The organism is Trichormus sp. NMC-1 (assembly GCF_001858025.1).
GTDB lineage: Bacteria > Cyanobacteriota > Cyanobacteriia > Cyanobacteriales > Nostocaceae > Anabaena.
This window is the reverse complement of record NZ_LZQD01000015.1, coordinates 13,070-36,785: the sequence shown is the minus strand read 5'-3', so window position 1 is coordinate 36,785 and position 23,716 is coordinate 13,070. Positions and strand designations below refer to the sequence as shown.

At 38.0% G+C, this 23,716-nt stretch carries 24 protein-coding genes and 1 pseudogene; 12 read left to right on the top strand and 13 right to left on the bottom strand.

Annotation, left to right across the window (positions count from 1 at the left end):
* Window positions 1-593: pseudogene (locus A9Y75_RS25245) on the bottom strand (sodium:calcium exchanger); the annotation flags it as partial.
* 412 nt (window positions 594-1,005) lie between these two features.
* Here A9Y75_RS25245 and A9Y75_RS25240 point away from each other — a divergent pair.
* Genes A9Y75_RS25240 through glp form a run of 3 tightly spaced genes read left to right on the top strand, consistent with a single transcriptional unit; the run spans window position 1,006 to window position 2,914 of the window.
* On the top strand, window positions 1,006-1,287 hold the full coding sequence (locus A9Y75_RS25240; RefSeq protein WP_236721529.1) for an AbrB/MazE/SpoVT family DNA-binding domain-containing protein: 282 nt from the start codon (window positions 1,006-1,008) through the stop codon (window positions 1,285-1,287).
* Window positions 1,284-1,664: a type II toxin-antitoxin system VapC family toxin gene (locus A9Y75_RS25235; RefSeq protein WP_071192555.1), complete on the top strand. Its 381-nt coding sequence runs from the start codon at window positions 1,284-1,286 to the stop codon at window positions 1,662-1,664. The genes A9Y75_RS25240 and A9Y75_RS25235 overlap by 4 nt, the downstream gene beginning before the upstream one ends.
* A 26-nt stretch (window positions 1,665-1,690) precedes the next feature.
* A complete protein-coding gene (gene glp, locus A9Y75_RS25230) occupies window positions 1,691-2,914 on the top strand; it encodes a gephyrin-like molybdotransferase Glp (protein ID WP_071192553.1) in 1,224 nt (407 codons plus the stop codon).
* A gap of 41 nt (window positions 2,915-2,955) precedes the next feature.
* Here glp and A9Y75_RS25225 read toward each other — a convergent pair whose 3' ends face one another.
* Complete coding sequence (locus A9Y75_RS25225; RefSeq protein ID WP_071192551.1) at window positions 2,956-3,558, bottom strand: Uma2 family endonuclease; 603 nt, start codon at window positions 3,556-3,558, stop codon at window positions 2,956-2,958.
* A gap of 91 nt (window positions 3,559-3,649) precedes the next feature.
* Entirely contained in the window at window positions 3,650-5,233 is a 1,584-nt protein-coding gene (locus A9Y75_RS25220; RefSeq protein WP_071192549.1) for a B12-binding domain-containing radical SAM protein, read from the bottom strand.
* A 140-nt stretch (window positions 5,234-5,373) separates the two neighbouring features.
* Between A9Y75_RS25220 and A9Y75_RS25215 the strand changes: the two genes are divergently transcribed.
* From A9Y75_RS25215 to A9Y75_RS25195, 5 genes are all read left to right on the top strand, one after another.
* Entirely contained in the window at window positions 5,374-6,441 is a 1,068-nt protein-coding gene (locus tag A9Y75_RS25215; RefSeq protein ID WP_071192547.1) for a site-specific DNA-methyltransferase, read from the top strand.
* Complete coding sequence (locus A9Y75_RS25210) at window positions 6,438-7,325, top strand: NotI family restriction endonuclease (protein ID WP_071192545.1); 888 nt, start codon at window positions 6,438-6,440, stop codon at window positions 7,323-7,325. The genes A9Y75_RS25215 and A9Y75_RS25210 overlap by 4 nt, the downstream gene beginning before the upstream one ends.
* Before the next feature lie 277 nt (window positions 7,326-7,602).
* Entirely contained in the window at window positions 7,603-7,806 is a 204-nt protein-coding gene (locus A9Y75_RS25205; RefSeq protein ID WP_071192543.1) for a hypothetical protein, read from the top strand.
* Between the two features lie 52 nt (window positions 7,807-7,858).
* On the top strand, window positions 7,859-8,089 hold the full coding sequence (locus tag A9Y75_RS25200) for a DUF433 domain-containing protein (protein WP_071192563.1): 231 nt from the start codon (window positions 7,859-7,861) through the stop codon (window positions 8,087-8,089).
* Between the two features lie 3 nt (window positions 8,090-8,092).
* A complete protein-coding gene (locus tag A9Y75_RS25195) occupies window positions 8,093-8,449 on the top strand; it encodes a DUF5615 family PIN-like protein (protein ID WP_071192541.1) in 357 nt (118 codons plus the stop codon).
* Between the two features lie 69 nt (window positions 8,450-8,518).
* Here the strand turns inward: A9Y75_RS25195 and A9Y75_RS25190 are convergent, their stop codons facing one another.
* Complete coding sequence (locus tag A9Y75_RS25190) at window positions 8,519-9,475, bottom strand: NAD(P)-dependent oxidoreductase (RefSeq protein WP_071192539.1); 957 nt, start codon at window positions 9,473-9,475, stop codon at window positions 8,519-8,521.
* A 259-nt stretch (window positions 9,476-9,734) separates the two neighbouring features.
* On the bottom strand, window positions 9,735-10,787 hold the full coding sequence (gene hemE / locus A9Y75_RS25185; protein ID WP_071192537.1) for a uroporphyrinogen decarboxylase: 1,053 nt from the start codon (window positions 10,785-10,787) through the stop codon (window positions 9,735-9,737).
* 194 nt (window positions 10,788-10,981) lie between these two features.
* On the opposite strand from hemE, the gene A9Y75_RS25180 reads away from it, so the two are divergent.
* Window positions 10,982-11,686 carry a methyltransferase domain-containing protein gene (locus tag A9Y75_RS25180; protein WP_071192561.1) on the top strand — a complete coding sequence of 235 codons (705 nt, stop codon included), beginning with the start codon at window positions 10,982-10,984 and terminating at the stop codon, window positions 11,684-11,686.
* 1 nt (window position 11,687) lies between these two features.
* Here the strand turns inward: A9Y75_RS25180 and A9Y75_RS25175 are convergent, their stop codons facing one another.
* The 8 genes from A9Y75_RS25175 to A9Y75_RS25140 form a co-directional block, all read right to left on the bottom strand.
* Window positions 11,688-13,007, bottom strand: coding sequence for an ABC transporter substrate-binding protein (locus A9Y75_RS25175; protein WP_071192535.1), 1,320 nt, complete (start codon window positions 13,005-13,007; stop codon window positions 11,688-11,690).
* A 9-nt stretch (window positions 13,008-13,016) separates the two neighbouring features.
* The gene (locus A9Y75_RS25170; protein ID WP_071192533.1) at window positions 13,017-13,679 is read right to left on the bottom strand and encodes a glycosyltransferase family A protein; all 663 of its coding nucleotides are present in this window, start codon (window positions 13,677-13,679) and stop codon (window positions 13,017-13,019) included.
* A 46-nt stretch (window positions 13,680-13,725) separates the two neighbouring features.
* A complete protein-coding gene (locus A9Y75_RS25165; protein WP_071192531.1) occupies window positions 13,726-14,832 on the bottom strand; it encodes a methyltransferase domain-containing protein in 1,107 nt (368 codons plus the stop codon).
* A gap of 38 nt (window positions 14,833-14,870) precedes the next feature.
* Window positions 14,871-16,148, bottom strand: coding sequence for a glycosyltransferase (locus tag A9Y75_RS25160; RefSeq protein WP_071192529.1), 1,278 nt, complete (start codon window positions 16,146-16,148; stop codon window positions 14,871-14,873).
* A gap of 61 nt (window positions 16,149-16,209) precedes the next feature.
* Window positions 16,210-17,010, bottom strand: coding sequence for an FkbM family methyltransferase (locus tag A9Y75_RS25155; RefSeq protein ID WP_071192526.1), 801 nt, complete (start codon window positions 17,008-17,010; stop codon window positions 16,210-16,212).
* A gap of 87 nt (window positions 17,011-17,097) precedes the next feature.
* Window positions 17,098-17,988 (bottom strand): LD-carboxypeptidase, encoded by an 891-nt coding sequence (locus A9Y75_RS25150; protein WP_071192524.1) that lies wholly within the window; start codon window positions 17,986-17,988, stop codon window positions 17,098-17,100.
* Window positions 17,989-18,013: 25 nt separating this feature from the next.
* Window positions 18,014-19,129: a HEAT repeat domain-containing protein gene (locus A9Y75_RS25145; protein ID WP_071192522.1), complete on the bottom strand. Its 1,116-nt coding sequence runs from the start codon at window positions 19,127-19,129 to the stop codon at window positions 18,014-18,016.
* Window positions 19,130-19,153: 24 nt separating this feature from the next.
* The gene (locus A9Y75_RS25140; protein ID WP_071192520.1) at window positions 19,154-20,227 is read right to left on the bottom strand and encodes a DMT family transporter; all 1,074 of its coding nucleotides are present in this window, start codon (window positions 20,225-20,227) and stop codon (window positions 19,154-19,156) included.
* Between the two features lie 622 nt (window positions 20,228-20,849).
* On the opposite strand from A9Y75_RS25140, the gene A9Y75_RS25135 reads away from it, so the two are divergent.
* From A9Y75_RS25135 to A9Y75_RS25125, 3 genes are all read left to right on the top strand, one after another.
* On the top strand, window positions 20,850-21,428 hold the full coding sequence (locus A9Y75_RS25135) for a hypothetical protein (RefSeq protein WP_071192518.1): 579 nt from the start codon (window positions 20,850-20,852) through the stop codon (window positions 21,426-21,428).
* A 3-nt stretch (window positions 21,429-21,431) separates the two neighbouring features.
* Complete coding sequence (locus A9Y75_RS25130) at window positions 21,432-23,231, top strand: hypothetical protein (RefSeq protein WP_071192516.1); 1,800 nt, start codon at window positions 21,432-21,434, stop codon at window positions 23,229-23,231.
* Between the two features lie 112 nt (window positions 23,232-23,343).
* A complete protein-coding gene (locus tag A9Y75_RS25125; protein WP_083389755.1) occupies window positions 23,344-23,649 on the top strand; it encodes a barstar family protein in 306 nt (101 codons plus the stop codon).
* Window positions 23,650-23,716 lie beyond the last annotated feature (67 nt).

The window sequence follows — 23,716 nt, the reverse complement described above, 5'->3', positions numbered from 1 at the left end:
CCTCCATCTATTGTGTCTTGCCCTGTTCCAGGGCTAATTGTATCGTCTCCAGAAGTTCCGACAATAACATCATTGCCTGCTGTACCTATAAAATTTTGCTGCTCGATCGCAATACTCTGACCATCTAAAATAATTACTGCGTGATCATCTTCTGCTTTCAAGGCCTGTAACGTCTCAGTATCCAGACTGTAACCCTTTACCAAGGCTGCAAAAATCGCCCCTTCATCACCAGCACTATCGGTTTGATTAATTTGAGCATCAACAAAATGCCCAATTTCCTCTAACAGAACCGCACTAATAGCTGCTGATGTGGCAGTTTCTAAAAAGGTATTTGATAAATAAATCTTATTTGTGCTACTGGCATAAGCCCCATTAGCATTGCCAAGAATGCTACTATCAAGAATCTCAATTTGCGGAAGTTGACTAAAATCACCAGCTTGCCACTGTAAACGCAGAATTTCCGCGAAAATACGGTTGTATTGCGTACCAAAAGCCGTATCAAAAACCTGCCAGAAGTTGTCTAAACCAGAAAATGCGCTGAGTTGATTGTATGTCAGCGTTAGGGCAGCATTTTTCCATGAAATAGTAGCCATTGGGTTAAATCTCCTAAATGGTTAAATCAGTATATTTACGTTTGATTTTTGGATTAATTATTAAACTAGTCTAGATGCTTGAGAAGCAAATAGAGTAGTGTCGTTTCGAGTGATTTACTGTTGCAGCAAATTTCACTATGCAAAAGTATAATATTTTTATACGCAGATGTCTATTGGCTTTAGATAAAAAACATACTAGTTTTACATAAATTTATTTATGCGATATAAAACATAATGAACATCTGGTAAGAAAGGATGTAGAAACGTTATATGCAGCGTCTCTACAAGGGTTCTGGATAACGTATATTTGAATTTGGTCAATGTCTACTGCATATCTCAATCAAGAAACGGTATCTCTGATAAGATTAATGCCATATATTAGTAATATGTGGCATTAACGGAAAAAAGTGGCATGATAAAGAATAATATGAATGAACTATCCAAATCGGTAGAAGTCCATCTCGGTCGCCAGGGGCGTTTGGTGATTCCGGCAGCATTGCGGCGATCGCTCTGTTTTGAAGCAGGAGATGCTCTGATTGCTCGTGAGGAAGAAGGGCGGCTGGTTCTGGAGAAGCTAGAAACAATCAAATTGCGGCTGAAAGCTCGGTTCTCACAGGTGTCGAAGGACAGAAGTTTGGTAGATGAATTAATAGCGGAACGCCGTGAAGAAGCAAAAAGGGAAAACGCTGAATGACTCTTGTTCTGGATGCTTCGGCGCTGCTGGCTTACCTGAAGGATGAGCCGGGGAGTGATGCTGTAGAAGCAATACTGGCTGAGTCGGTAATTTCGAGTGTGAACTGGGCTGAGGTAATTCAGAAGTCGATCGCCGCGAGTGTAGTTGTTGAGGGAATGCTGGATGATTTGCAGGCGCTGGGACTGGTGGTAGAGCCGTTTACATCGGAGGATGGTGATGTGGCGGGAAGGCTGTGGGAACAAACACGCTCCTTTGGGTTGTCTCTGGGCGATCGCGCCTGTTTGAGTTTGGGGTTGCGGTTGGGAGTTGTTGTTTTGACAAGCGATCGCGCATGGCTCAATCTCGATTTGGGTTTGGATATCCGTGCGGTGCGCTAAAATATACAAAACGGTAATTATTAACTATGCTGTCAGTCAGAGATGCAGAAGCTACTATTTTAAATTCCATACAACCATTGGATAATCAGCGGGATATAGAATTTGTCGATTTATTGATGGCACAAAATCGCATTTTAGCAACTCCAATAATTAGTGCTTTGGATTTTCCCCATTGGGATAATTCGGCAATGGATGGTTATGCTGTACGTTATGCAGATGTGCAGCAAGCTAGGGCTGAAAAACCAATTATTTTGGAAGTTGTGGCAGAAATTCCGGCGGGATATAAACCCCAAGTTACTATTAACTCAGGACAAGCAGCACGAATTTTCACAGGTGCGGTGATGCCAGCTGGTGCAGATACAGTAATTATGCAGGAAAAGACTCACCGACAAGAAAACCGCGTTTCTATCTTTGCTGCACCTCAACCGCACGAATTTGTGAGATATAAGGGAGATTTTTACAAAGCAGGAAGCGAACTTTTACCCGCAGGTATTAGTTTAACAGCATCGGAAATTGCAGTTCTAGCGGCTGCACAGCGTGATCAAGTCAGTGTTTTCCGTCGTCCTCGTGTGGCGATTTTTTCTAGCGGTAATGAATTGGTGATGCCGGAAGAACCGCTGCAACCTGGGCAAATTGTTGATTCTAATCAGTTTGCTTTGGCAACTTTGGTGCGTGAACTTGGGGCAGAAGTGTTACTTTTAGGAATTGTTAAGGATGATCCTACGGCTTTAAAAGAAATTATAGAGTATGCGATCGCTAATTCTGATATTGTTCTTTCTTCTGGTGGCGTGTCTGTAGGCGATTATGACTACATAGATAAGATTTTAGAATCACTTGGTGCAAAAATCCACTTTCGGTCTGTGCAAATGCGTCCGGGTAAACCTCTGACTTTTGCAACTTTCCCCAATACACTCTACTTTGGTTTACCTGGAAATCCTGTGTCTGCTTTGGTGACTTGTTGGCGCTTTGTGCAACCGACGATTAAAAAACTGGCGGGACTTGCTCAAGGTTGGCACGGGAAATCTTTAAAAGTGCGATCGCGTGATGAGTTAATATCCAATGGTAAAATGGAAACTTATATCTGGGGTAAGTTACATCTGGTAAATGGTGTTTATCAATTTCAAAAAGCCCAGGGTAATGATAGTTCTGGTAATTTAATTAATTTAACCCAAACTGATGCTTTGGCGGTGTTACCTGTGGGTAAAACTTTGGTTTCTGCTGGGGAGGAAGTTTTCGTTTTGCAGTTATAGGCAGAAGGTGGAAGGTAAGAGGTAAAAAATATAACTTTTGCCTATTCCTGATTCCCTGTTCCCAGATTTCGACGAAATTCTTTAACTGCTTCCAATGGAGAAGATATTAACAAACAACGATTTAGTAAAAATAAATCTAAATCTGGCAACAACTCACTTTTTACAACTTTTTCATATTCTGTTTCCCGTAAACAGTAAACAGCAAGCGTACCATCTTCCCAAAACCAAATTTCGGGAACTTGCATCAATTTATATTTTTCTAATTTAATCGGACTACCACTGGTAACAACAACTTCAATACACAAATCTGGTCTAGATTTATCAGTTCCTACGCAATAAGATAAATCAGCTTGACATTCGACTATCCCAGGAATAACTTGCGAATAACTACCACTAGGAAAAAACTCAATTCCTGTTTCTAAAAAATACTGTCCTAACAACAACCCAATTAAATTACTAATCAACTCATGTAATTTACCAATACTCACAATTTCCAATACTCCCTGACAATAAAATAAACGCACTCCTGGGACATTTTCAAAACTTTTTTGAATAACTTTAAATCTTTCCCAATTCACTCCTAAACAGAAAAAGTGTTGTTCTTGAGTTACCAAATCCAAAGAACTTTCTAGAACTTGAGTCATAAGCCCTCCTTAGATGAAAGCCGATACAATGAATGACGCAAAGTACACACAGATTATGATTAATGTCTTTGCGTCTAATTTGATGATATCGTTAAACTACAGCTTCTGCTTTTTCCTTGACTGGTACATAGGGTTTTTCTGCACCTTGGGCTAAATATGCGGCTAGTTGACTTTCGATTTCATCGCGGACAATTTGCCGATATTCCATAAAATGCTCGATGTGGGCGCAGGTAGAAACGTATTGTTCGATCACTTTCGGGTTATGCTTGAGAATGCTAAATAAGTGATGCCAGAATTTCCAACGAGTTTCTCTTTTAAAACCTTGTCGCCAAATTACAATTAGCAAGGCTTTGACAACTACCCATTCTGGTGTTTTAGCAGGTGCTGTCCATTTGGGAGAACCCAACATCATAAAACAGCGATAGGTGCGATCTAAATATGCGACAGGATCATATAAAGCACAGAAAGCTTCGACGTATTCTCTCGCAAGTTCTTCCAGGGGACGGGTAGGAATGAAATTCATCAATGTGGTTTGATTGATGTTCCCATCTTTATTTTCCCGCAGTCTGCCTTCTTTGGTGAGACGATGCCACAGGGCGGTGTTGGGTAGTGCTTGCAACATAGCAAAGGTGGTGGAAGGGATGGCGGCTAGTTCTGCAAATCTGACAATGCGATCGCCAGCACCGGCTTTTTCGCCATCAAAACCAATGATAAACCCAGCCATTGGCCGTAGTCCAGTTCTGATGATTGTTTCTACTGACTCAGTTAAAGAACTGCGAGTATTTTGAAATTTCTTTGTTAGTTGTAAGCTATCTTCATCTGGGGTTTCAATGCCCAAAAATACAGCTTTAAATCCACAATCAACCATCAACTCCATCATCTCTTGATCTTGTGCCAAGTCGATAGAAGCTTCTGTGTCAAAATTGAACGGATATTGATGTTCTTCCATCCAGACTTTTAACTCTTTTAGCAACAATTTCACATTACGTTTGTTGCCAATAAAGTTATCATCTACCATGAATACACCACGTCGCCAACCCAACTCATAGAGATAATCTAACTCTGCTAAAAGTTGTGCAGGTGCTTTGGTTCGGGGTTTGCGTCCATAAAGTACGATAATGTCGCAAAATTCGCACTGGAAGGGACAACCCCGCGAAAACTGCACCGACATCATGTCATAAGCATCAAATTCTAATAAATCAAACCGGGGAATTGGTGTACCGGTGACATCAGGTTTTTCTGTAGCCCGGAAAACTCCAGATTTTTCACCTTTCTGCACTGCTTCCACAAACATGGGTAAGGTGATTTCCCCTTCATCGAGAATCAGGTAATCTGCACCTGCTGCTTCGACTTCATGGGGTGTCGATGTGGGGTATGGACCACCCAAAGCTACCAACTTACCCCGGCGTTTTGCTTCCCGAATTTGATCTAGTAAGTCTTGTTTTTGGACAATCATAGCCGAGAAAATGACTATATCTGCCCATGCCCATTCTTCTTCTGTGGCAGCGCGAATGTTACGATCTACAAGTTTAAATTCCCATTCTTGGGGTAGGATTGCTGCAACTGTGACTAAACCCAATGGTGGTAATAGAACCTTTCTATCTACGAGTGCTAGGATTTTCTCATAGGACCAGAAGGTTTTGGGAAATATTGGATAAACTAGCAAGACACGCATAGTATCACCCCTCACGATTTATTTGTTATCTAACTGTAACCAAAATTAAGACTAATTGACTTTTTTCTCAAAATGAACTCGACGGCAGCAAACCCTTCAAATTCAAGTAAAGTTATGTGATGTAGTTCCAAGGTGTTTCAATGGTTGTGGGCAGTAGACTTCTAGAAAATATAGGTACAATCAAGAATTATCTCATCACACCAGACCCTGTACCATTGTTTTTGCAGGCTGACAGCTATGCACTTTTAAAGCTGTTTCCCGATGGTTGCATTGATTGTGTAATTACATCTCCGCCTTATTGGGGACATAGGGCTTACGTGAACGGAGGAATTGGGCTTGAAGATACATGGGAAGACTATGTTAATAATCTACTTAAGATATTCTCTGAAATAAAGCGAGTCCTTAAGCCCAGTGGCTCTTTTTGGCTAAATATTGGTGATACCTATCAGCATAAATCACTAGTGGGTATACCGTGGAGAGTTGCACTTGCCATGACTGATGAACAAGGTTGGATTCTTCGCAACAGTGTTATTTGGAATAAGGTTAAAGGCGCTCCTGACAATTCAAAAGATAAACTCCGAAATGTCTATGAACCTTGTTTTCATTTCGTGAAGACAAACCGCTATTTTTATGATGTTGATGCAATTCGCTCGAAGCCAAGACAATCTAAAGTCGTCAATGGTTCTGTAGTCTCTGCAACAGGTGTTTCTGGAATACGTTATCGCCGACAGATTGAATTATCTACAGCACTCAGTGATTCTGAACGCGCAAACGCTTTGAAGGCGCTGAATGAAGTGTTAGAAGAAGTACGACTAGGTAAATTATCTGACTTTCGCATGATTATTCGTGGTCAGCAACGAACGACACATTCAGACTCAACTAAGATTTCTGGACGAGCGCGTGAACTTGCTGATCGTGGTTTTTATTTTCTGAGATATCATCCAAATGGCAGTAAACCTAGTGATGTCTGGGATATCTTGCCAGAAGACACTCAGAAACGAAAACTCCACTTTTCACCCTATCCTGAAGATCTCTGTAAAATTCCAATTCTTGCTACTTGCCCACAGTCTGGTATTATACTAGATCCGTTTATAGGAACAGGCACAACAGGTGTAGTCGCCTTTCAACTACAACGAAAATCGATTGGAATTGATATTTCATGTGAGTATGTAAACATTGCTCGTGAAAGATGTGGACTACTCCCATGACCAAAGTAGCTGAACTTTACGGAAATTCTACAGACCAATCACTTTCTTGGGGCGATATTGCCTCTGGACAAAACTGCCCTTTCCTGGCTCGAAAATGCCTCAAAAATAGAAAAAGTGAGCCAGAACTTACGATTGGTTCATGCACAGTTTCTTACGGTAAAGAAACTCGAAACATTATTATATGCCCGTTTCGACTTCTTGAACGCAGTCAAATTTTTACGGACTGTATTCACCTATTAACACTTCATGAACCAGGTAACGAACTCCGAATCGTTCCTGAAATTACAGTGCCAGGGGGTAGCATAGATTATTGTCTTGCTTCTGTACGCTCAGGAAAAGTCATAGATTTCGTTGGCATTGAACTGCAAACACTTGACACAACTGGCACAGTGTGGCCAGAACGACAACGATTCCTTCAACGTCATGGTGTCGCAGTAAAGGATACGGATGTCACATCAAAAAAAGGATTTGGCATGAACTGGAAGATGACCGCAAAGACAATCTTGATGCAACTCCACCACAAAATCCACACCTTTGAACATCTCAGTAAACACCTTGTCTTAGTAACTCAAGACTGCCTTATTGATTATATGCAACGGGAGTTTTCTTTTGAGCATATTCAAGATGCTCGCCTTGGAAATACCATGCACTTTCACTCTTATGAGTTGCTTTCTGAAGCTTCAGGTTATCGTATTCAACTTATGGAGCGTTGGAGTACGGATGCAAATGGAATTGCACAGTGTCTAGGTTTACAGACTAATCCAAGGGTAGAATTGGAGGCAATGTTTAAACAAATTGAAGAGAAGTTACTCCAAAGTACCTTATTGTTTGTTGGACAACCATTACCTGTCTCTACACATGAAGATGTTACTGATGACAGCTAAATATTTTATAGCAAGCTTTACTTGTTGGTTTATAGTGCAAATTTTCCTAAGAATGCGCTGCTACAAAAGAGCGAGAGACATTGGTGTTATTTCACAGGCGATCGCTCGCCCCTCTTGTAGAGTTACATTTTATTAACCCACCGTTTTTATTTGCATGGGAGCGATGCCTGTGAAGAGGAAAGCGATCGCTGTGCTTTATTTAGGATGGATAGGTGATCGCATGAGATAAACTAAAAAAGTGCGATCGCTATTTATTATGTTTTAGAGGTTTCAATATATGACAAACCGTGAGCAATTAATCCAAGAACTCGAAGAAACTCCTGATGATATTGTGCAAATGTTGCTAGATTTTTTACATCGTGTAAAAGCTACACGCAAAGATCATCCCTTAGCCAAATTTGCAGGGATTTTAAGCGACGCAGAAGCAACAGAGATAAAACAATCAATTGCAGAATGTCGGCAGGTAAATGCAAATGAGTGATAAAATTGCTTTTAATACTTCCCGATTTCAAATATTCATAACATTAGTAACTATGGATTGGCAAACTCGAATTACAATTGATCCAAACATCTTAGTCGGTAAACCTATCATCAAAGGAACACGACTAGCAGTAGAATTTATCATTGATCTTCTTGCCCAAGGCTGGAGTAATGAAGAAATTTTGCGTAATTATCCAGGTATTACTGTTGAAGATATCCAAGCCTGTCTTGCCTATGCAAGTGCTTCCTTAAAATCTGAAAAAGTCTATGCTATTCCTGCCTAAATCATGCGTTTTTTAGCTAATGAAAATTTCCCCCTGGATGCGGTTGCAGCTTTGAGAGAAAACGGACATGATGTAGCTTGGATTAGAACAGACTCACCTGGTATTTCTGATCCTCAAGTATTAAGTCGCGCCCAAGCAGAAAACCGTATTCTCTTAACCTTTGATAAAGATTTTGGAGAATTGGCTTTTCGTTCACAGTTACCTGCTACAACTGGGATTATTTTATTTAGAATCAAAGCACCCTCTGGTGCAGTAGTAGCAGAAAAAGTTGTAAGAGCGATATCTCTGCGCGATGATTGGTATGGGCATTTTAGCGTTGTAGAAGATGACAAAGTGAGAATGAGGAATCTTGAAAAATAAGGGGATGTAGAACAATTTTCCCTGATTTGATATTTTTCAAATCAGCTTAAAAGCCTAGTCCTATAATATTCATTTCCCACCTTTCACACCACTAATTTTCAAAACATCAGCCATATTTGCACAGTAATTAGGTAAATTGAAACTACTAGGATTAATAGCGTTAGCATAGCTAAAATGACGATAATTCATACAGAATCTATCCCATGCAGCCATTTGAATATTAAACAATTTAATAATCACATTAGCCAAACCTAAAGATAGAGGAATGCGGAAGTAAATCTTTTTATTTAAATAAGCACAAACTTCCTCTATTGCTTGATTAGCAGTTAATAAAGATTGACCTAAAACAAATCGGCGTGGTTCTTCTTTTTGGGGAGGATAATCAATTAAATACTGCACAACTGTGGCAATATCACGTCCATGAATAAAGTGAAAACTGCCATCAGCTTGTAAAAAGCGAATTATATCAATATATTTGGTAACTTCGGGAATGCCTGTTGTGACAGCGGAATAAGGTTTGTTGTCATCACCACCTAAAACAATGGTGGGAAAAACAGTGGTAATTTTGGGGAAAATAGCTAATTTTTCTATTTTGTGTAAACAATCATACTTAGAACGGATATAATCTGTACCGATTTCTCCGGCTTCCTTGAGCGGTTGGTTGTTGTAATCTAATACACTGGCAGTGGAAAAATATATCACCTGTTGACATCTTTCTGGATTTAACAAACTCATTAATTCTAGAGTTTTAAAAACATTGATATCAAAAATACCCTCACCACCCCAGGAAGTGGCTGTTAAAACAGCGATATCAATGGTTTTAAGTAAATTGGAAAACTTGCTAATTTCCTGCATATCACCTTGTAAAATGGTGATTCCTGGACGTGCTGTAGTATCTACTTGCAGTTTATTTGGGTTTCTAACTAATAGATAAAGTTCGTGATTAGTGTTTTCAATTAAGGCTTCGCTGATATAGTGACCGATACAGCCGCTTGCACCTGTGATTAAAATCCGTTTTTTAGTCATGAAATTTGATGTTTTGGTTGTTATTTAATAATTAATGTAATTTGAAAAAGTTCAATACAGCACTTCCCGATGTTATGAGGTACAAGAACCCCACCCCCAACCCCCTCCCCGCAAGCGATGAGGGGGCTAAGATGTACCTCATAAGAGCGGAAACCGCTGTAATGGGCTTCACAAATCCTAAAATGTTTCCTCATCTGCGTTTATCTGCGTTTATCTGCGTTTAATAAAAATCAGGTGGGCTTTTTGCCCACCCAACTGACTAAACCAAAGCGTTGAGATTTTTCGCAGTTTCAAAGAAGAAAGCAACGTTTTCTTCTGGTGTTTCTGGTAGTACACCATGTCCCAGGTTGAGGATATGTCCCCAGTTACCGGCTTTGCGAACGGTGTCCAAAACGCGATCGCGGATAAATTCTTTAGAACCAAATAACACACCCGGATCAAGATTACCTTGTACTTTCACGTGCTTACCTAATCTGGCTCTGGCATCTGCCATATCTACTGCCCAGTCTACAGTAATGATATCTGCACCAGAAGCGGGCATTCTTTCCAAAAGTCCGGCACTACCTGTCACTAACAAAATTAATGGTGTGTCAGGATGAGTTGCTTTAACTTTCTCAAACACCATTTTTTGATAAGGTAAAGCAAAGGTATCATAATCTTGGGGGCTTAATTGTCCCGCCCAAGAATCGAACATTTGCACCACTTGAGCGCCACAATCAATTTGATAGCGCACATAATCAGCGATCGCATCTGCTAATTTATTTAATAGCTGATGCAGAATCGTGGGATCTGTGAATGCCATGTTTTTGATGATGGAATAGGTTTTAGAACCTTTACCTTCCACCGCATAAGCCGCTAATGTCCAAGGTGCGCCCACAAAGCCTAACACTGTGGATTGATTGCCTACTTCTTTCCGTAACGATTCCAAAATCGTTTTAATAAATGGTAGTGCTGTTTCTGGTTCTAGGGGACGCAGTTTTTCAATTTGTTCTTGAGTGCGTATGGGCGAAAAAATAATCGGTCCCTTCCCTTCCGCAATATCCATGTCAATACCCATCCCTGGTAGGGGGGTGACAATATCGGAAAACAAAATTACTCCGTCGGGTTGGAAAGCTCTCCAGGGTTGGAGGGAAACTTCAATCGCTACTTCTGGAATTTCTGAGCGATCGCGGAATGAAGGATATTTTTCCCGCAAATCCCGATATGCTTTCATATAGCGTCCCGCTTGTCGCATCATCCATACAGGGGGACGATCTACTACTTCACCACGTGCAGCCCGAAGGAGGAGAGGAGCCGTTGAGGAAACACCCATTTAACACTTCATCCTAAGTCACTTTCATATTTCACTGTTTAGCTTATCATCCTCAGATTACGCTTTATCAACACAGATCAAAAGCTCTTAGGATTGCTTTACTTTACTTCATAAAACGTTATATATTTCAGATTCCCTGTCTTTGAGTTCTTCGACTCGGTTATTCTATCAGTAGATCAATGGAATCAAAACAAATGACTAATAACACTATTGCTTACACTTCAGATTATTTCCAGACTGTAGCTTTTGATACTGATTATCAGACTGTAGCTTTATCTATTGTGGAGATTTATGATCCGAAAACAGTAGTAGAATTTGGTTGTGGTCCTGGACATCTTAGTAGAGAATTAGCAAAACTAGGGGTAAAGGTTACATCTGTTGATGGTTATTCCCAACCTGATTTTGCTGGATTACCAGTAGAATTTTATCCTCTCAACTTAAATGATTCTACAGCGATCGCTAACCTTTTTCAAGACAAACATTTTGATCTAGCCATATCCTTAGAAGTAGCCGAACATTTACAACCAGAAAGTTCACCTACTGTTATAAATTGGCTAACTAAAGTTGCACCAGTGGTCGTATTTTCCGCAGCCGTTCCCAGTCAAGGTGGACACGGACATATTAATTTACACCACCGTGATTACTGGCACAACTTATTTACGCAATCCAACTTTGTGATTTGCGATCGCATCCGTGAGAAATTACGCGCTCATTCTAGAGTTGCACCTTGGTATCGCTACAATGTTGTAGATTATGTTCATGTTAACCACCCCCAAGTTCCCCAACTAACCGAAGTTATTCAACGCTTAATTGCCTCTGAATCTGCGGCAGCTACCGCTTATTACGAAGAATCAACAAAGCTTTCTCTTCTAGAAGAAAAAACCGGAATTTGTAACTAAATTAATTACTATTCCAAATTATTTCTAAACGCTCTTGAGCCTCTTTGAGTGCTTGTTCAGCAGAAGATTTACCTAGTAATGTGGACTCAATTGCTCGACCAAGACTATCAGATAAACGATTGTATCCAGCAATAATTGGTCGAGCGCGTGCCACAGATGTTTGTTCTGCAAAAACTTTTAACCAAGGTTTAGAATTGAGGTATTCTTGATATTCTTGACTTTGAGTAGATTTAACATTCACAGGTAAAAAACCAGTACCCAAAGCCCATTCTGTTTGAAATTCTTCGCTGATAACAAATTCTAAAAACTTCATTGCGGCCTTCTCTCTTTCCGGCTTAGTCTTCATCACATAAAGATTTCCATTACCAATCACCGTGGCTTTCTCAACATTAGTAGGTATGGGAAATAATTTGTAATCAACCTTAGATTTAGTAATATAAGTCCAGGGTCCAGTTATTTGCATTGCCACACGACCAGCAAGAAAATTATCCTCTTCATAACCCCGTTCTGGAGCAGAAAGAATTGCTGAACCATCTTTAATTAAATCTTCCCAGAATTTTAAAGCTGTAATAGCGCCGGTATTAGTTAAATTGGGATAGCCATTAGTGACTACTTCACCTCCAGCACTTAATAAAAATGGAAACCAACTAAAAACAGTCCATTCTCCCTTTCCTAAAGGTAACATTATCCCATGTTGTTCTGGTTGCTTGTCGCCATTTTTATCTATAGTCAATTTTTTGGCAACTTCCCGCAGTTCTTCCCAAGTTTTCGGCGGTGATTTTATTCCCGCAGCTTCAAAAAGTGTAGGACGATAAAAAATAGCCATATTACTTGTATACAGAGGAATTGACCACAAGTGATCATCTAATTTTAATTCCTCCAATGTGTTGGGAATAACTTCCGACTTAAATGGTAATTGGTCAAACCATTTTTCTAAAGGAACAATTGCTCCCAGTTCTACAAACTGACCCGTAAGTTGAGGATAAAATGACAGAATATCTGGAGAGGCATTACCAACAACAGCCGTTAATATTTTCGGTAATCCTTCTGCGTAGACAGACTCTACTTGAATATCACTATGTTTGTGATTAAATTTTTCTACCAGTTTCTCAAAAACATCCCGGTTTACTGGAGGATTAATTGATTGCCATAGTGTCAGATGAATGACTTCATTGCCTTTATGTGTAGCTTCTTGACAACTAAACAAAAATATAATGCAAAAACTCAGGACAATGCCTAAAAGTGTCAGTCTCCAAGCAGAATGAAATAACTGACGCAAATAATTTTTGACTTGTAATAAAGACAACAGGATATTATTCATGTCAAAAAGTTAGCTAGATGAAGAAACATTATTAGTAAAATTCTTACTAACACTAGTTTCTGCTCTTGTATAAACATAAGTTTCTGGCTCTTTTATTTTTTGAATTTTGAATATTTTTTCTGCCCTTTCCCATAAATCTGTATCTTCTCCATAAGTCATGTGCTTAAATCCCTGTAATTCAAAAAATACCTTTCTTTTGCCAAAAAATGTGGGACCCAAAACACATTCTTTTAAATTAATTAATTTACCTGGTTGATAATAATCTGCCACTAAAATTTCTTCTTCGCTGAAAAATCCTCCTTGAACCAAGTCAATTTCTGGATTAGCTTTCATATATTCTAATCGTGACTCTAAATGATTTGGTTTATATGAGTCGTCACTATCAAGCAATGTGAGATATCTACCAAATGATGCCTGTATTCCTGCATTTTTGGCATAACATTGTTTTTTATTTTGATGCTTTAAATAACGGATATTATTGTATTTGCCAAGATAGGAGTTGACAATTTCAAAAGTATGATCACTACTACCATCATCCACTATTAAAAGTTCCCAATTTGTAAAAGTTTGATTGAGAACACTATCAATACCTTTATTTAAGTAATGAGCGCGGTTATATGTACAGATAATAATGCTAATTTCTGGACTGATATCAAAAGTGATAGGACTCATAAGACATTCCGCAATTGTAACTGATTTAAGTGATTATTTGAAGTGATTATTTTTGAGCGGCAATACAGGTAGCTACTGGATAATCTGGATGAAAAGCATCTAATTCTTCAGTAGTTAATTCTTCAGTAGCTATGCCATGATAACTAGCAATCACACTTATAGGATTACCATAGACATATAATTTTTTCTGGGAGAAATTTCTAAACATCCAAGCCATAGCATCGGGTAAAGGCCGCCAATAGTCCATTGGTGTAGCATGGAGTCTGACGGCACTAGGAACCATTACAAAACATTTTCCCCCTGGTTTTAACCAAGTGTAAATATTTTCTACTACTTGCCAAGGTGCATAACAATGTTCTAGGACATTAAAAGTAATAATAGAATCAAATGATTCTGGTTTAATTATAGATACATCGTGAGCATCACCGACTATATCTATTCCTAGACCTGGTTCTAGATTCATAATTTGATATGATGAACCAGGGTTAACTTGATAGAAATCTTTATCTTTTGGTATACCCCCAATTTCTAAGATATTACCAGTAATTTGCGGATAAATTTCTGCTATAAATTTGTTTAAATAATATCTATCAATTGGTTTTCCCCTAGTTAAACCAAATGCTTGACAGATAGGAACAGTTTTTTTCAAATCTCCCCAATTGAGAGTATGGGTAGCAACTGACAATAAACCAATTTTTTCTAAATAGATAACTAATTGGCAAAAACTGTCAATACTGTTAATTTGTTCTAAGTCGTTTTTGAGGTTATTTTCTGCAAAAAATTGTGTCAATACTTGGTAATTATTTTGGCTTAATGGTGCAAGTTCATATTCGTCTTCTTTTTCAATAAAGCTGCGAAAGCCTTTACCAAAAAGCGTGAGGCTTTTGTCTGATAAAAAGATGATAGCGTTATTGGTTAAATGTTGATATTTTTCTATTTCTGTAGTAACTTGCTCGTTAATTGGTGCTGATTTGACTTGTTGAAATATTTGATGAGCTGATTCAAGGTCATGCTCATGAACAAATATTTCTAAAATGGTTAACCAAGATAGGTAAGGAATAATTTCTGGTGAGCGTTGACTCCAAGCAAAGATAGCGTTTACTTGGGAATTTTCAATTTTTAAGAAGGCGTTGGGTATATATTGTTTAGCCATGTTGTTTGTGATTAGTAGATATTAATTTTGATAACTTGTCAATTTTTGGATTTTACATTATTTGAGATTACTTGCTCAATAATATCCACAGCACGAGGAACACCCCCCGCTTTTTGAATAGCAGTTTTTAGTCTGAGTGCATTTTCTTGATAAGATGGTTGCGTTAGCACTTCTTGAATAGCTTGACGTAATCTATCAGTTGTCAACCGGGAAGGAGTAATAAATTGCCCTACACCACTCCAAGCAATACGGGAAGCAACTCCTGGGTGATCATTAGTAATAGGAATAGTCACCATAGGTACACCATAAAAAAGAGATTCTAACACCGTATTTGTCCCAGCGTGGCAAATAGTCAGACTGGCTTTTTGCAATAATTCTAATTGTGGTGCATATTTAACAAGGATGGGATTTCCCGGTAAGTTAGGCAATGCTTGAGTTTCTAATCCACCTCCCAGGGCAATAACTAATTGTGCATCTAAACCTACACAAGCTTCAGCAATTTTATAGAAAATATGAATGAGACGATTTTGTAATGTCCCCATTGAAGCATAAATTAAGGGTTGCCCATTCAATTTTTCCCAGGGGAAATCAGTTGGTTTTCTAACTGTTGCATCAAAGTGAGGTCCTGTAAAATGGAGGATTCCGTTTAAATTAGTTCTTGGATACTCAAACTCGGCTGGTTGTTGACTAATAATTGCTAATTTGGAAACAGAATAGAAATCGTTAATATTTACACAAGGAGGCAGATTAGACTTTTGGCGATATGCGGAAATCACCTTGTAAATAGGTTGGGCAAAACTACGAATTACCCCATAACCAACACGATTACGTAATCTTGCCCACCAAGCTGAATTATATTTCCAAGTGGTAAAAGCTGGCGGAATATTATCATCAAAACCGTTAACTAAAGCAGAAGCAGCTGTAACAAAGGGAATATTTACTAAGTCGGCAACAGTGCTGCCTCCGAATATACATTCATCAATTATCAGTGCTTCTATTCCTGCATCTTTAATAACTTGTGGGGCATCACGCAAAAATAAATCTGTTGTTTTTTCAGATAAAGAAATTGTGTAACGCAATGCTGCCAACCCTGTTAGTTTGCCTAGTTCTTCATAAAATTTTGCAGTTGTTCCTAGGGGAAAATCAACTGGTGAAATAGGTCGAAATTCTAAACCAGCAGCTTTGGCATTTGCTTCTGCATCAGACATACCCAATACTGTAACACGATGCCCTCGTCTTTGGAGTTCACGTCCTAAAGCAGTCATTGTGTTTAAATGTCCAGTAGCAGCTGGGCAGATAGTACCGAAGTGTGTCATACTTTTTCCATTTCATTTATTTAATTATTTATTTAAAACTATTCTTTCACCTGTACTATCTTCACAGACTGGCATGGGTATCATACCACGGTTCTATCACATTGAGTGCTTCTAAGAGCTTTTTACCTAGAGGAATATCATAAATAAACCCATTCAATCTAAATATTTTATAGTACCAAAAAATGCGTTTATAGAGATTGATTGCTTCACTTTCCGAAAGCCAAGTTCCTGCTGTTTCTTCTCCAAAGAGTCCGCTAGAACCAAATTCAAATTGATGTTCAATGTATTGGCCTTCTCGTGCTGGAAAGGGACACATTTGTTGTGATATTTTCTCTTGGTTAATAACTTTAAATTTCTGATAACCAAGTTCTGCCAATAGCTTGAATTCTTCCAGTAAGCTACTCCAAGAAGTTTTGTCTGATTCTATGGATAGAAACTGTGGTTTACTGTCAAAGTGCCGTAATGCTTCTACGCATAACAAATCTGCACCTTCTATATCAATTTTCAGATAGTAGGGAATGCCAAATTCTTGCAAAATGGTTTCAAATTTAGAACTTTTTACAGTGATTCCCAGGGATTGTGTCCCATATATCTCGTTTCTTTTCACCCAATCTGGAGAAATTGTTCCCCAAACACTATTGTTTAGATTAGTATAGAAAGTGATTTCGCCATCTTGTGGGGCTATTGCCAGATTAAGAAGTTGCAGTTGTCCATCATTTATGTATGATTGCAGTCTGTTTTTTGTGGTTTCATAAAGCTGAGGATCTGCTTCGATCCCAATGACTCGGAATCCTTTTTTTAAATAGTATTCTGTGTCTTCACCCTGATGAACACCAACATCAATTATTAAGTTTTTATCCATAGATAATGAGTTTTTACAAGCATAAACAAAAATTCCATCTGGAGTTATTATTGCATGATTTAGAAACCTGCCAATTTTCTATTATGTTTATTTTTTGATCTCTAATATTCCTTCTTGTGCATCTAATGTTGCTTGTACTCCAACGGGTAAAGCTGCATTAGGGTGATCATGACCAAAGGGTAAATCTGAAACTATAGGAATTCCTAAATCACCCAACCGTTCCCTCAAAACTTCCTCTATACTCAAACTAGGTATATGAGGTGGTGCTTCACACTTGGTAAACCCTCCTAAAGCAATACCACGAATTTTAGATAAAACCCCACTTAATCGCCATTGAGTTAACATCCTATCAATCCGATAAGGTGGTTCTGTAACATCTTCCAACGCCAATATCACACCATCAAGGTTAGGTAAAAGCGGTGTCCCTAAAAGATGAGTTGCTACTGTCAGATTACCAGGAAGTAACACACCTGTCACTGTACCACCACCCCAACCTTGACCTTTTAAAGGTGCGAGGGGACGACTTTCTAAAATATCAAATAGCCTCTGTATTGACCATTCTGGCTCATCTATCAGGGTAGTGAGTACGGAACCGTGTACTCCAGAAATACCTGCGTTATAGAGACTCCAAAGTAGGGCTGTGATATCAGAAAAGCCTATCAACCATTTAGGATCTGCTGTATTTTGTTCCCAGTTCCAATCTTCTAAAATGCGGGTGCTACCAAAACCACCTCTAGCGCAGAGGATACCCCGACATTCTGGGTCTTGCCATGCTGCTGCTAATTGTTGACGACGGTGGGCATCAGTACCAGCAAGATAACCAAATCTATCATCTATGCGATCGCTAATTTTGACGCGGTAACCGTGGGATTTGCAAATTTCTACACTTTTATTAAATGCCTCAAATTCTCGTAATGCACCGCTAGGGGCAATGACGCGCAGTAAATCACCAGGTTGGAGGGGTGGGGGAATGAACATTCAGAATATTCGTAATTATATAGGCTTAAGGTTGGGGTTCTGGGTGTGAATCTTCCAGATATTCATCTAGTTTTGGTAAAACACGCACTCGATTCATATGATTTAAAGCATATTGTGCTGTAGCTTGTACTTCTGGATCTTCGTCTTCCATTGCATGGCGCAACATCTGACTCATTTGACTCATCATGTCATAAATGCGAGATAAATCACGAATCGCATTTTGTCGGACTTGAGGATTTTCATCTTGAATAGAAATAGCTAAAGCCCGGTTCATTGGTTTGAGTGTGCGAATACCGATTTCTGCCAACGCTGACAAAATTAAACTATGTTGTCGAGAATCAGCACTGACCATCAAGTCTACTAGTGGCTTCATGGCACGGGAATCTCCTTGCTGACCTAAATGCCAAATAGCCTTGCGTCTTTTTGTAGCATCATTGCAGTGTAAGTCTTTCATCAATTCATCGGCAATACTCAATGCAGAAATTACAGTAGTTTGTTGAGATGTTAATAATTCTGTTGATCTTGGTAAAGGTATATTGGGTGCAGGGTTTAAAAACAATTTGGGACTTTTTTGGGAGGATGGATTTAAAAGTAGTTGTTCTGAGTTGGCAGCTTCTATAAGAAGTTTACTTTCAGCTAACTTTTGTGCTAGGTAAAACAATACACCCAGAGTTCCTAAAACTCCAAAACTTATTAATCTCCACCAAATAGAATTATTTTGTTGGGGTTGGATTTGAGAATTTTTTGCTTCAGTGATAGCAGCAGCAGTATTACATTTAATCTTGCCTGATAAAACTAATTTAAGATGCTGTCTGGTAGTCCAATCAGCAACACCATCTGCTCTTTTCAAACCTTGTTCTTGCTGAAATTGGGCTAAAGCATTTTGGGTGCTGGGACTGTAATCTCCATCTATGGAGCCACTATAGTAACCTAACGCTTTGAGTTGGACTTGGATAACTTGTACTTCTGCACTTTTAACCCCAGGACTGAGAACTTTTGCTGGAGTAGGTTTTAATTCAACTGTAGCTGAGATAGCGCGGCTGGGGTAAAAACTCAGTCCAATACAAGAAGTTAATATCAGAATAGAATAGGGAATTACTGATTGGTAATTGGTAATTGATTGTTGCGGTTTAACCCTCATCTTTCTCATGTCCCACTGACTTGGTTAGGGTAAAATTTTTGGTTCAGATTCTCTCACAGTTAGTGTGATGGTGTTTAGTTTTTTAGTAGTAGATATTTCTAAAATTTGTTGCTTGGGTGTGGTTGTTTTTTCACTGAGAGGAATTTTTTTATTGGTTCCTGCTAGAGTTTCGCGTTGGTTGATTAAATAAATACTGATTAAAGTCAGGAATACTCCTACCCACTGAATGGGGGAGAGGACTTCTGAGAGAAAAAGATGACCAAATATCAACGCAAAAACGGGTGTGAGAAAAGTAAGAGAACTTAGACTAGTCAGATTTCCACTAGAAGCAAAGTAGAAAAATAAGCCATAAGCGATCGCACTTCCAAATATGGTGGCGTAACTTAAAGCTAACCAATCAGATATTACTAGATTTTGCCACTGTTGTACTTCCACCACTGAGGAGATTCCCCACAAAGGCAACCCAGCTAAAATCATATGCCATCCTGTCGCTGTTACAGGGTCAGTATACTTACATACATAGCGGATGAGTACGGTTCCCACAGCCATTGACAAAGCTGCTAGTAACATCAACCATTCACCACTGGCAAATAATTGTTGCCAATTGTCGGTTGTGATATTTACCCCTGAGTCGAGAAGATGAAAAATCCACTCTTGGGGTAAGCCAATTAAACTAATACCCATAACTCCCAATCCTAACCCCAGCCATCCCCATAAACCAATATGTTCTTGAAATAGCCATAAGCATAACAAAGCTACAGCCAAAGGTTGAGAGTCAATCATTACAGAACCTAACCCTGCACTGGTTCTGACTAATCCCTCTGCCAAGAAGCCTTGAAACAGCGTACCATCTACAAAGGCAAATATAACAATCCACAGCCATGCTAACCACCCTTGCGGTTGGGGTTTACCCATGAATGCGGCAGCTATCAAAATTAACACACCCGCAGGTAATAACCGCACCCCTGCCATGAATAGTGGTGTGGTGTGAGGGATTACCCCTTTCATTGCTACCATTGCCGTACCCCAAAGGAAAAAGGGGGCAATTAATAGTAGGGAAGCTAGGGTAGATTTCGATCCACTGAGTTGCAATTGCATGAGTTAGCTATGGTCTTTGGTGAATTAGGTGAAAAATTTAGTTTACCTAATTTTACAGAATCATGTCTTTTTGCGATACCTTCTCTATGTTTGCGGAGCGTATCCTAGACAGAGGCTGAGTCTTACGGACTATCACTGCGATCGCGTAGCATCTTAGAAATAAGAAATTAATATTCAACAGTAGCTAAATTTTCGCTTCAGAGAGATTGCTCAAATTTCGCTGTTATGGGTATTGATTACGTAATAGTACTACTGTTAAACTATGTATTAACAAGTAAAATCTAACTTATACATTTTGCATCTAATTTTGATTAACCAGGAGTATCAAAAATGCCAGTAGGTTTACCTGAATTCGTGGAAAACCCGGAAAATCATTAGTAAAAAGTGATTTTAATGACATATTACAAAAAGTAGGTTATATTTCTATGGATAAGAGCGTGTTTTATTGATTCGGTAACTAGTTAATTAGTATACAAGCAGCATTGAGAAAAATATGTACAGCAATAGGGTGGAAGGAAGTATGATCGGAATCAGTTTAAATTTGCTTTAATTCCTTGTTTGTATCATTTTCAAGCTAGAATCGGGTTTGTGACATAATTCATTTGAGAAGGTAATCTTCTATATGATCCAACTTTCCATAATACAACTACTTTATTTACTGTACGCTCAGGCTTATTCTGATGAGAATACAGTTACTAAAGGCGTTGTTAAATCCTATCTAAATAAAGAGTTACGGCAAGAAGCTGAACAAACCTATGAATACTTACTTGGGCAAAAATTAATTGAATCACCTAAAAGAAATAGGCTTTCAGTTACCGATTTAGGAAAAAAAGCATTAACAGCCAATCTGAGAACTACTAAATATAGATTTGATACTGTAAAAGGACATAGAGTTATTAATACCATTGTAGATTTTCTTCAACAAAAGTCTTCTGATTTTCATGATTCATCTTCCATAGATGAAGACATGGATTATGACACTTTTCTAGTAAAGTTCAAGGAACTATATTTTGCAGAAAGAAAAAAACAAGAATTACGGGGAGTTGTTGCTATTCGTAGCAGAGAAATTTGTAAACAATTTAGTGAAATAAACTCTATTTCTCAATCACTTTTAGATAAATATTTTAGCAGACTTAAATTAAGCGATAAAGTTTTTGCTGTTATCGAAAAAAATGAAGAACTAATTCAATGGGCTGAGTGAACAATGCCAGAAGATGCAGGAAAGAAAAGATACATAAAAGAATTTCTTCAAAAAGTTGCTTCAGGAACAGGATTTATTGAAGATATTAGAATTGAGCGTGCTATTCGAGAACCAGGAAGTGATGGAGAAGCTTCAACTGCTCGAAGTCTATCTGGAAGGCCAATAACTACTGTTACTGAACTGCTTACAGATGATCTCAAGCATACATTCGATGAAGGTCTTTTTACATTTAGATTTGTTGCTGCTTTAGTTGGTAGCGGTAAAACTTCTCTTTTAAGTTATTTAAACGAGTTAGCTAAAACTAAAGAAACTTTTTTTCATCATTCAATAGTTTTTGAATTTCAGCTTTCTGATATAACACGAGGAGGTGATAACTTTAGTATTAAATTCTATTGCCATATTTTGGCTGAAACCTTTTGGCAGTTATTAAAGAATGATAAGTTATCTACTTCAGTTAAATCAGTGGCTGAAAATATCCTAAGTGATTATTTAGAAACAAATAAAGTTGCTGAATTAACAATTGCAAGGACACAAAAGCCCTTTCATAGCAAATTCAAAGAGTTGATGTTCAAGTATGTGGATGAAGAATTCTTCTTTGATGTTATTAACAAAGTATCAAATGTAGATCCAAAATTCACTTTTGTGTATCTGATAGATGAATTAGATGCTTTAGCAGACTTTTTAAACGAGACTCAAGAAACTAGATTAACTTTAAAACAATTAATCAGAAAATCATTTGGTAAATTAAGTTTAAAAATTCGTCTATTAATGTATGTAGTGGGAACATCTGAAAATGTTGGTAACTTTATAGAAGAAGATCAGGTAATTCAAAGCCTTATTGGTAGCCAAGTAATTAATTTAAATAAGGGTTATAGTAATGAATTTGAGATAATTAAAGAAAAAATTGATAGTCGAATCAAAGGAGCTTATAGCGGCTATCAAAATTTTAACCAAGCATGGCAAGAAATTCAGAATATCTCTATCAATTCTACAAGTACATTAAGAGAATTTTGTCAGAAATACGGTAATGCAATACTACAAATTCATGCGAAATACTTCTCAGAAGCACCTGAACAGGCTTTTGAAGGAGATGCTCGAAATTTAATTGAGTCGCAATGCAAGCAACAGTGGGTTAAATTTCTAAACCAAAAAGCATATACTCTATCAGTTGTTTCAACTACAACTGTTCAAGCAAATCATGCTTTTGACTGCTATGTAGAATTGATGCACAATGGTAATACTGTTGCTAGAGCTTTTGGAGAGGCTAAGAACTATGAGCTTTTGAGTAGTCATTTAGAGACATTCAGCGAATGGTTAAAGGATGTTACATTTAAGCCATCTAATTATGACGGAAATCCACCAGACTTAGCTTTCATGATTGCTCCTTCTTGTCCAACTCTCTTACAAAGAAAGTTGGAACTTAAAAATATTCAGTTTATACAATCAGAAAAAATTGTAGCAGTAAATTTTATCAATAGTGATAATGTTATAGAAACAGAACTGCAAGCTGATACAACTACAAATTCAAATAACAGTAAAACTCCTAACTGGGTTTTTAGTAATCATGTAAATCAAACCACTAATACCAACAATTCTATCAATGTTAATACAGCAGGCAAAGTAGAATTAACGGCTGCTTTTAAAGGTACTGGCATTAAACAGGGAACTATTGATAAACTAATAAACAAACGTCAACAAAGAAATTTAGACAATTTAGATAAAATGGTAGAAGCTCTAAAACTAACAGCTAATGTCAAACAGAAATTGCAAAAAAAACTAGATAAAAACGAAATCTGTTTTTGATTAAATCATTATAGGATGTTTGAAATAGTTATGTAAAATAAATTTCACATCTCAATATTTTATCAACAAACATTAAATAAAACATCCTTAAAACAGTGGAACAAATAGCCGCATAGGATCAAAAGTTTTTTATCTTGATGGTAAAAAAATTAATAGCAAACAAACATTTTTAAAACAAGCTGCTGAAGCAATGGAATTTCCTCAATACTTCGGTGCTAACTGGGATGCTTTTGATGAATGTATCACCGATTTAACATGGTGTCCGGCTCAAAGATATGTCATATTATACGATCATGCTGATATCTTTGCTCAAGCTGAACCGACACAGTACCAAATAGCATTGGATATTTTAAATTCAGCCAAAGAATACTGGGAAGCTAATAATATTCCTATCAAGTTTTTAGTTATTAACAAATAGGTAAAGTTACATTTTCACTATTTGGAGATTGTTTATTGTGGTTGTCTGAATCAGGATATCCAGGATT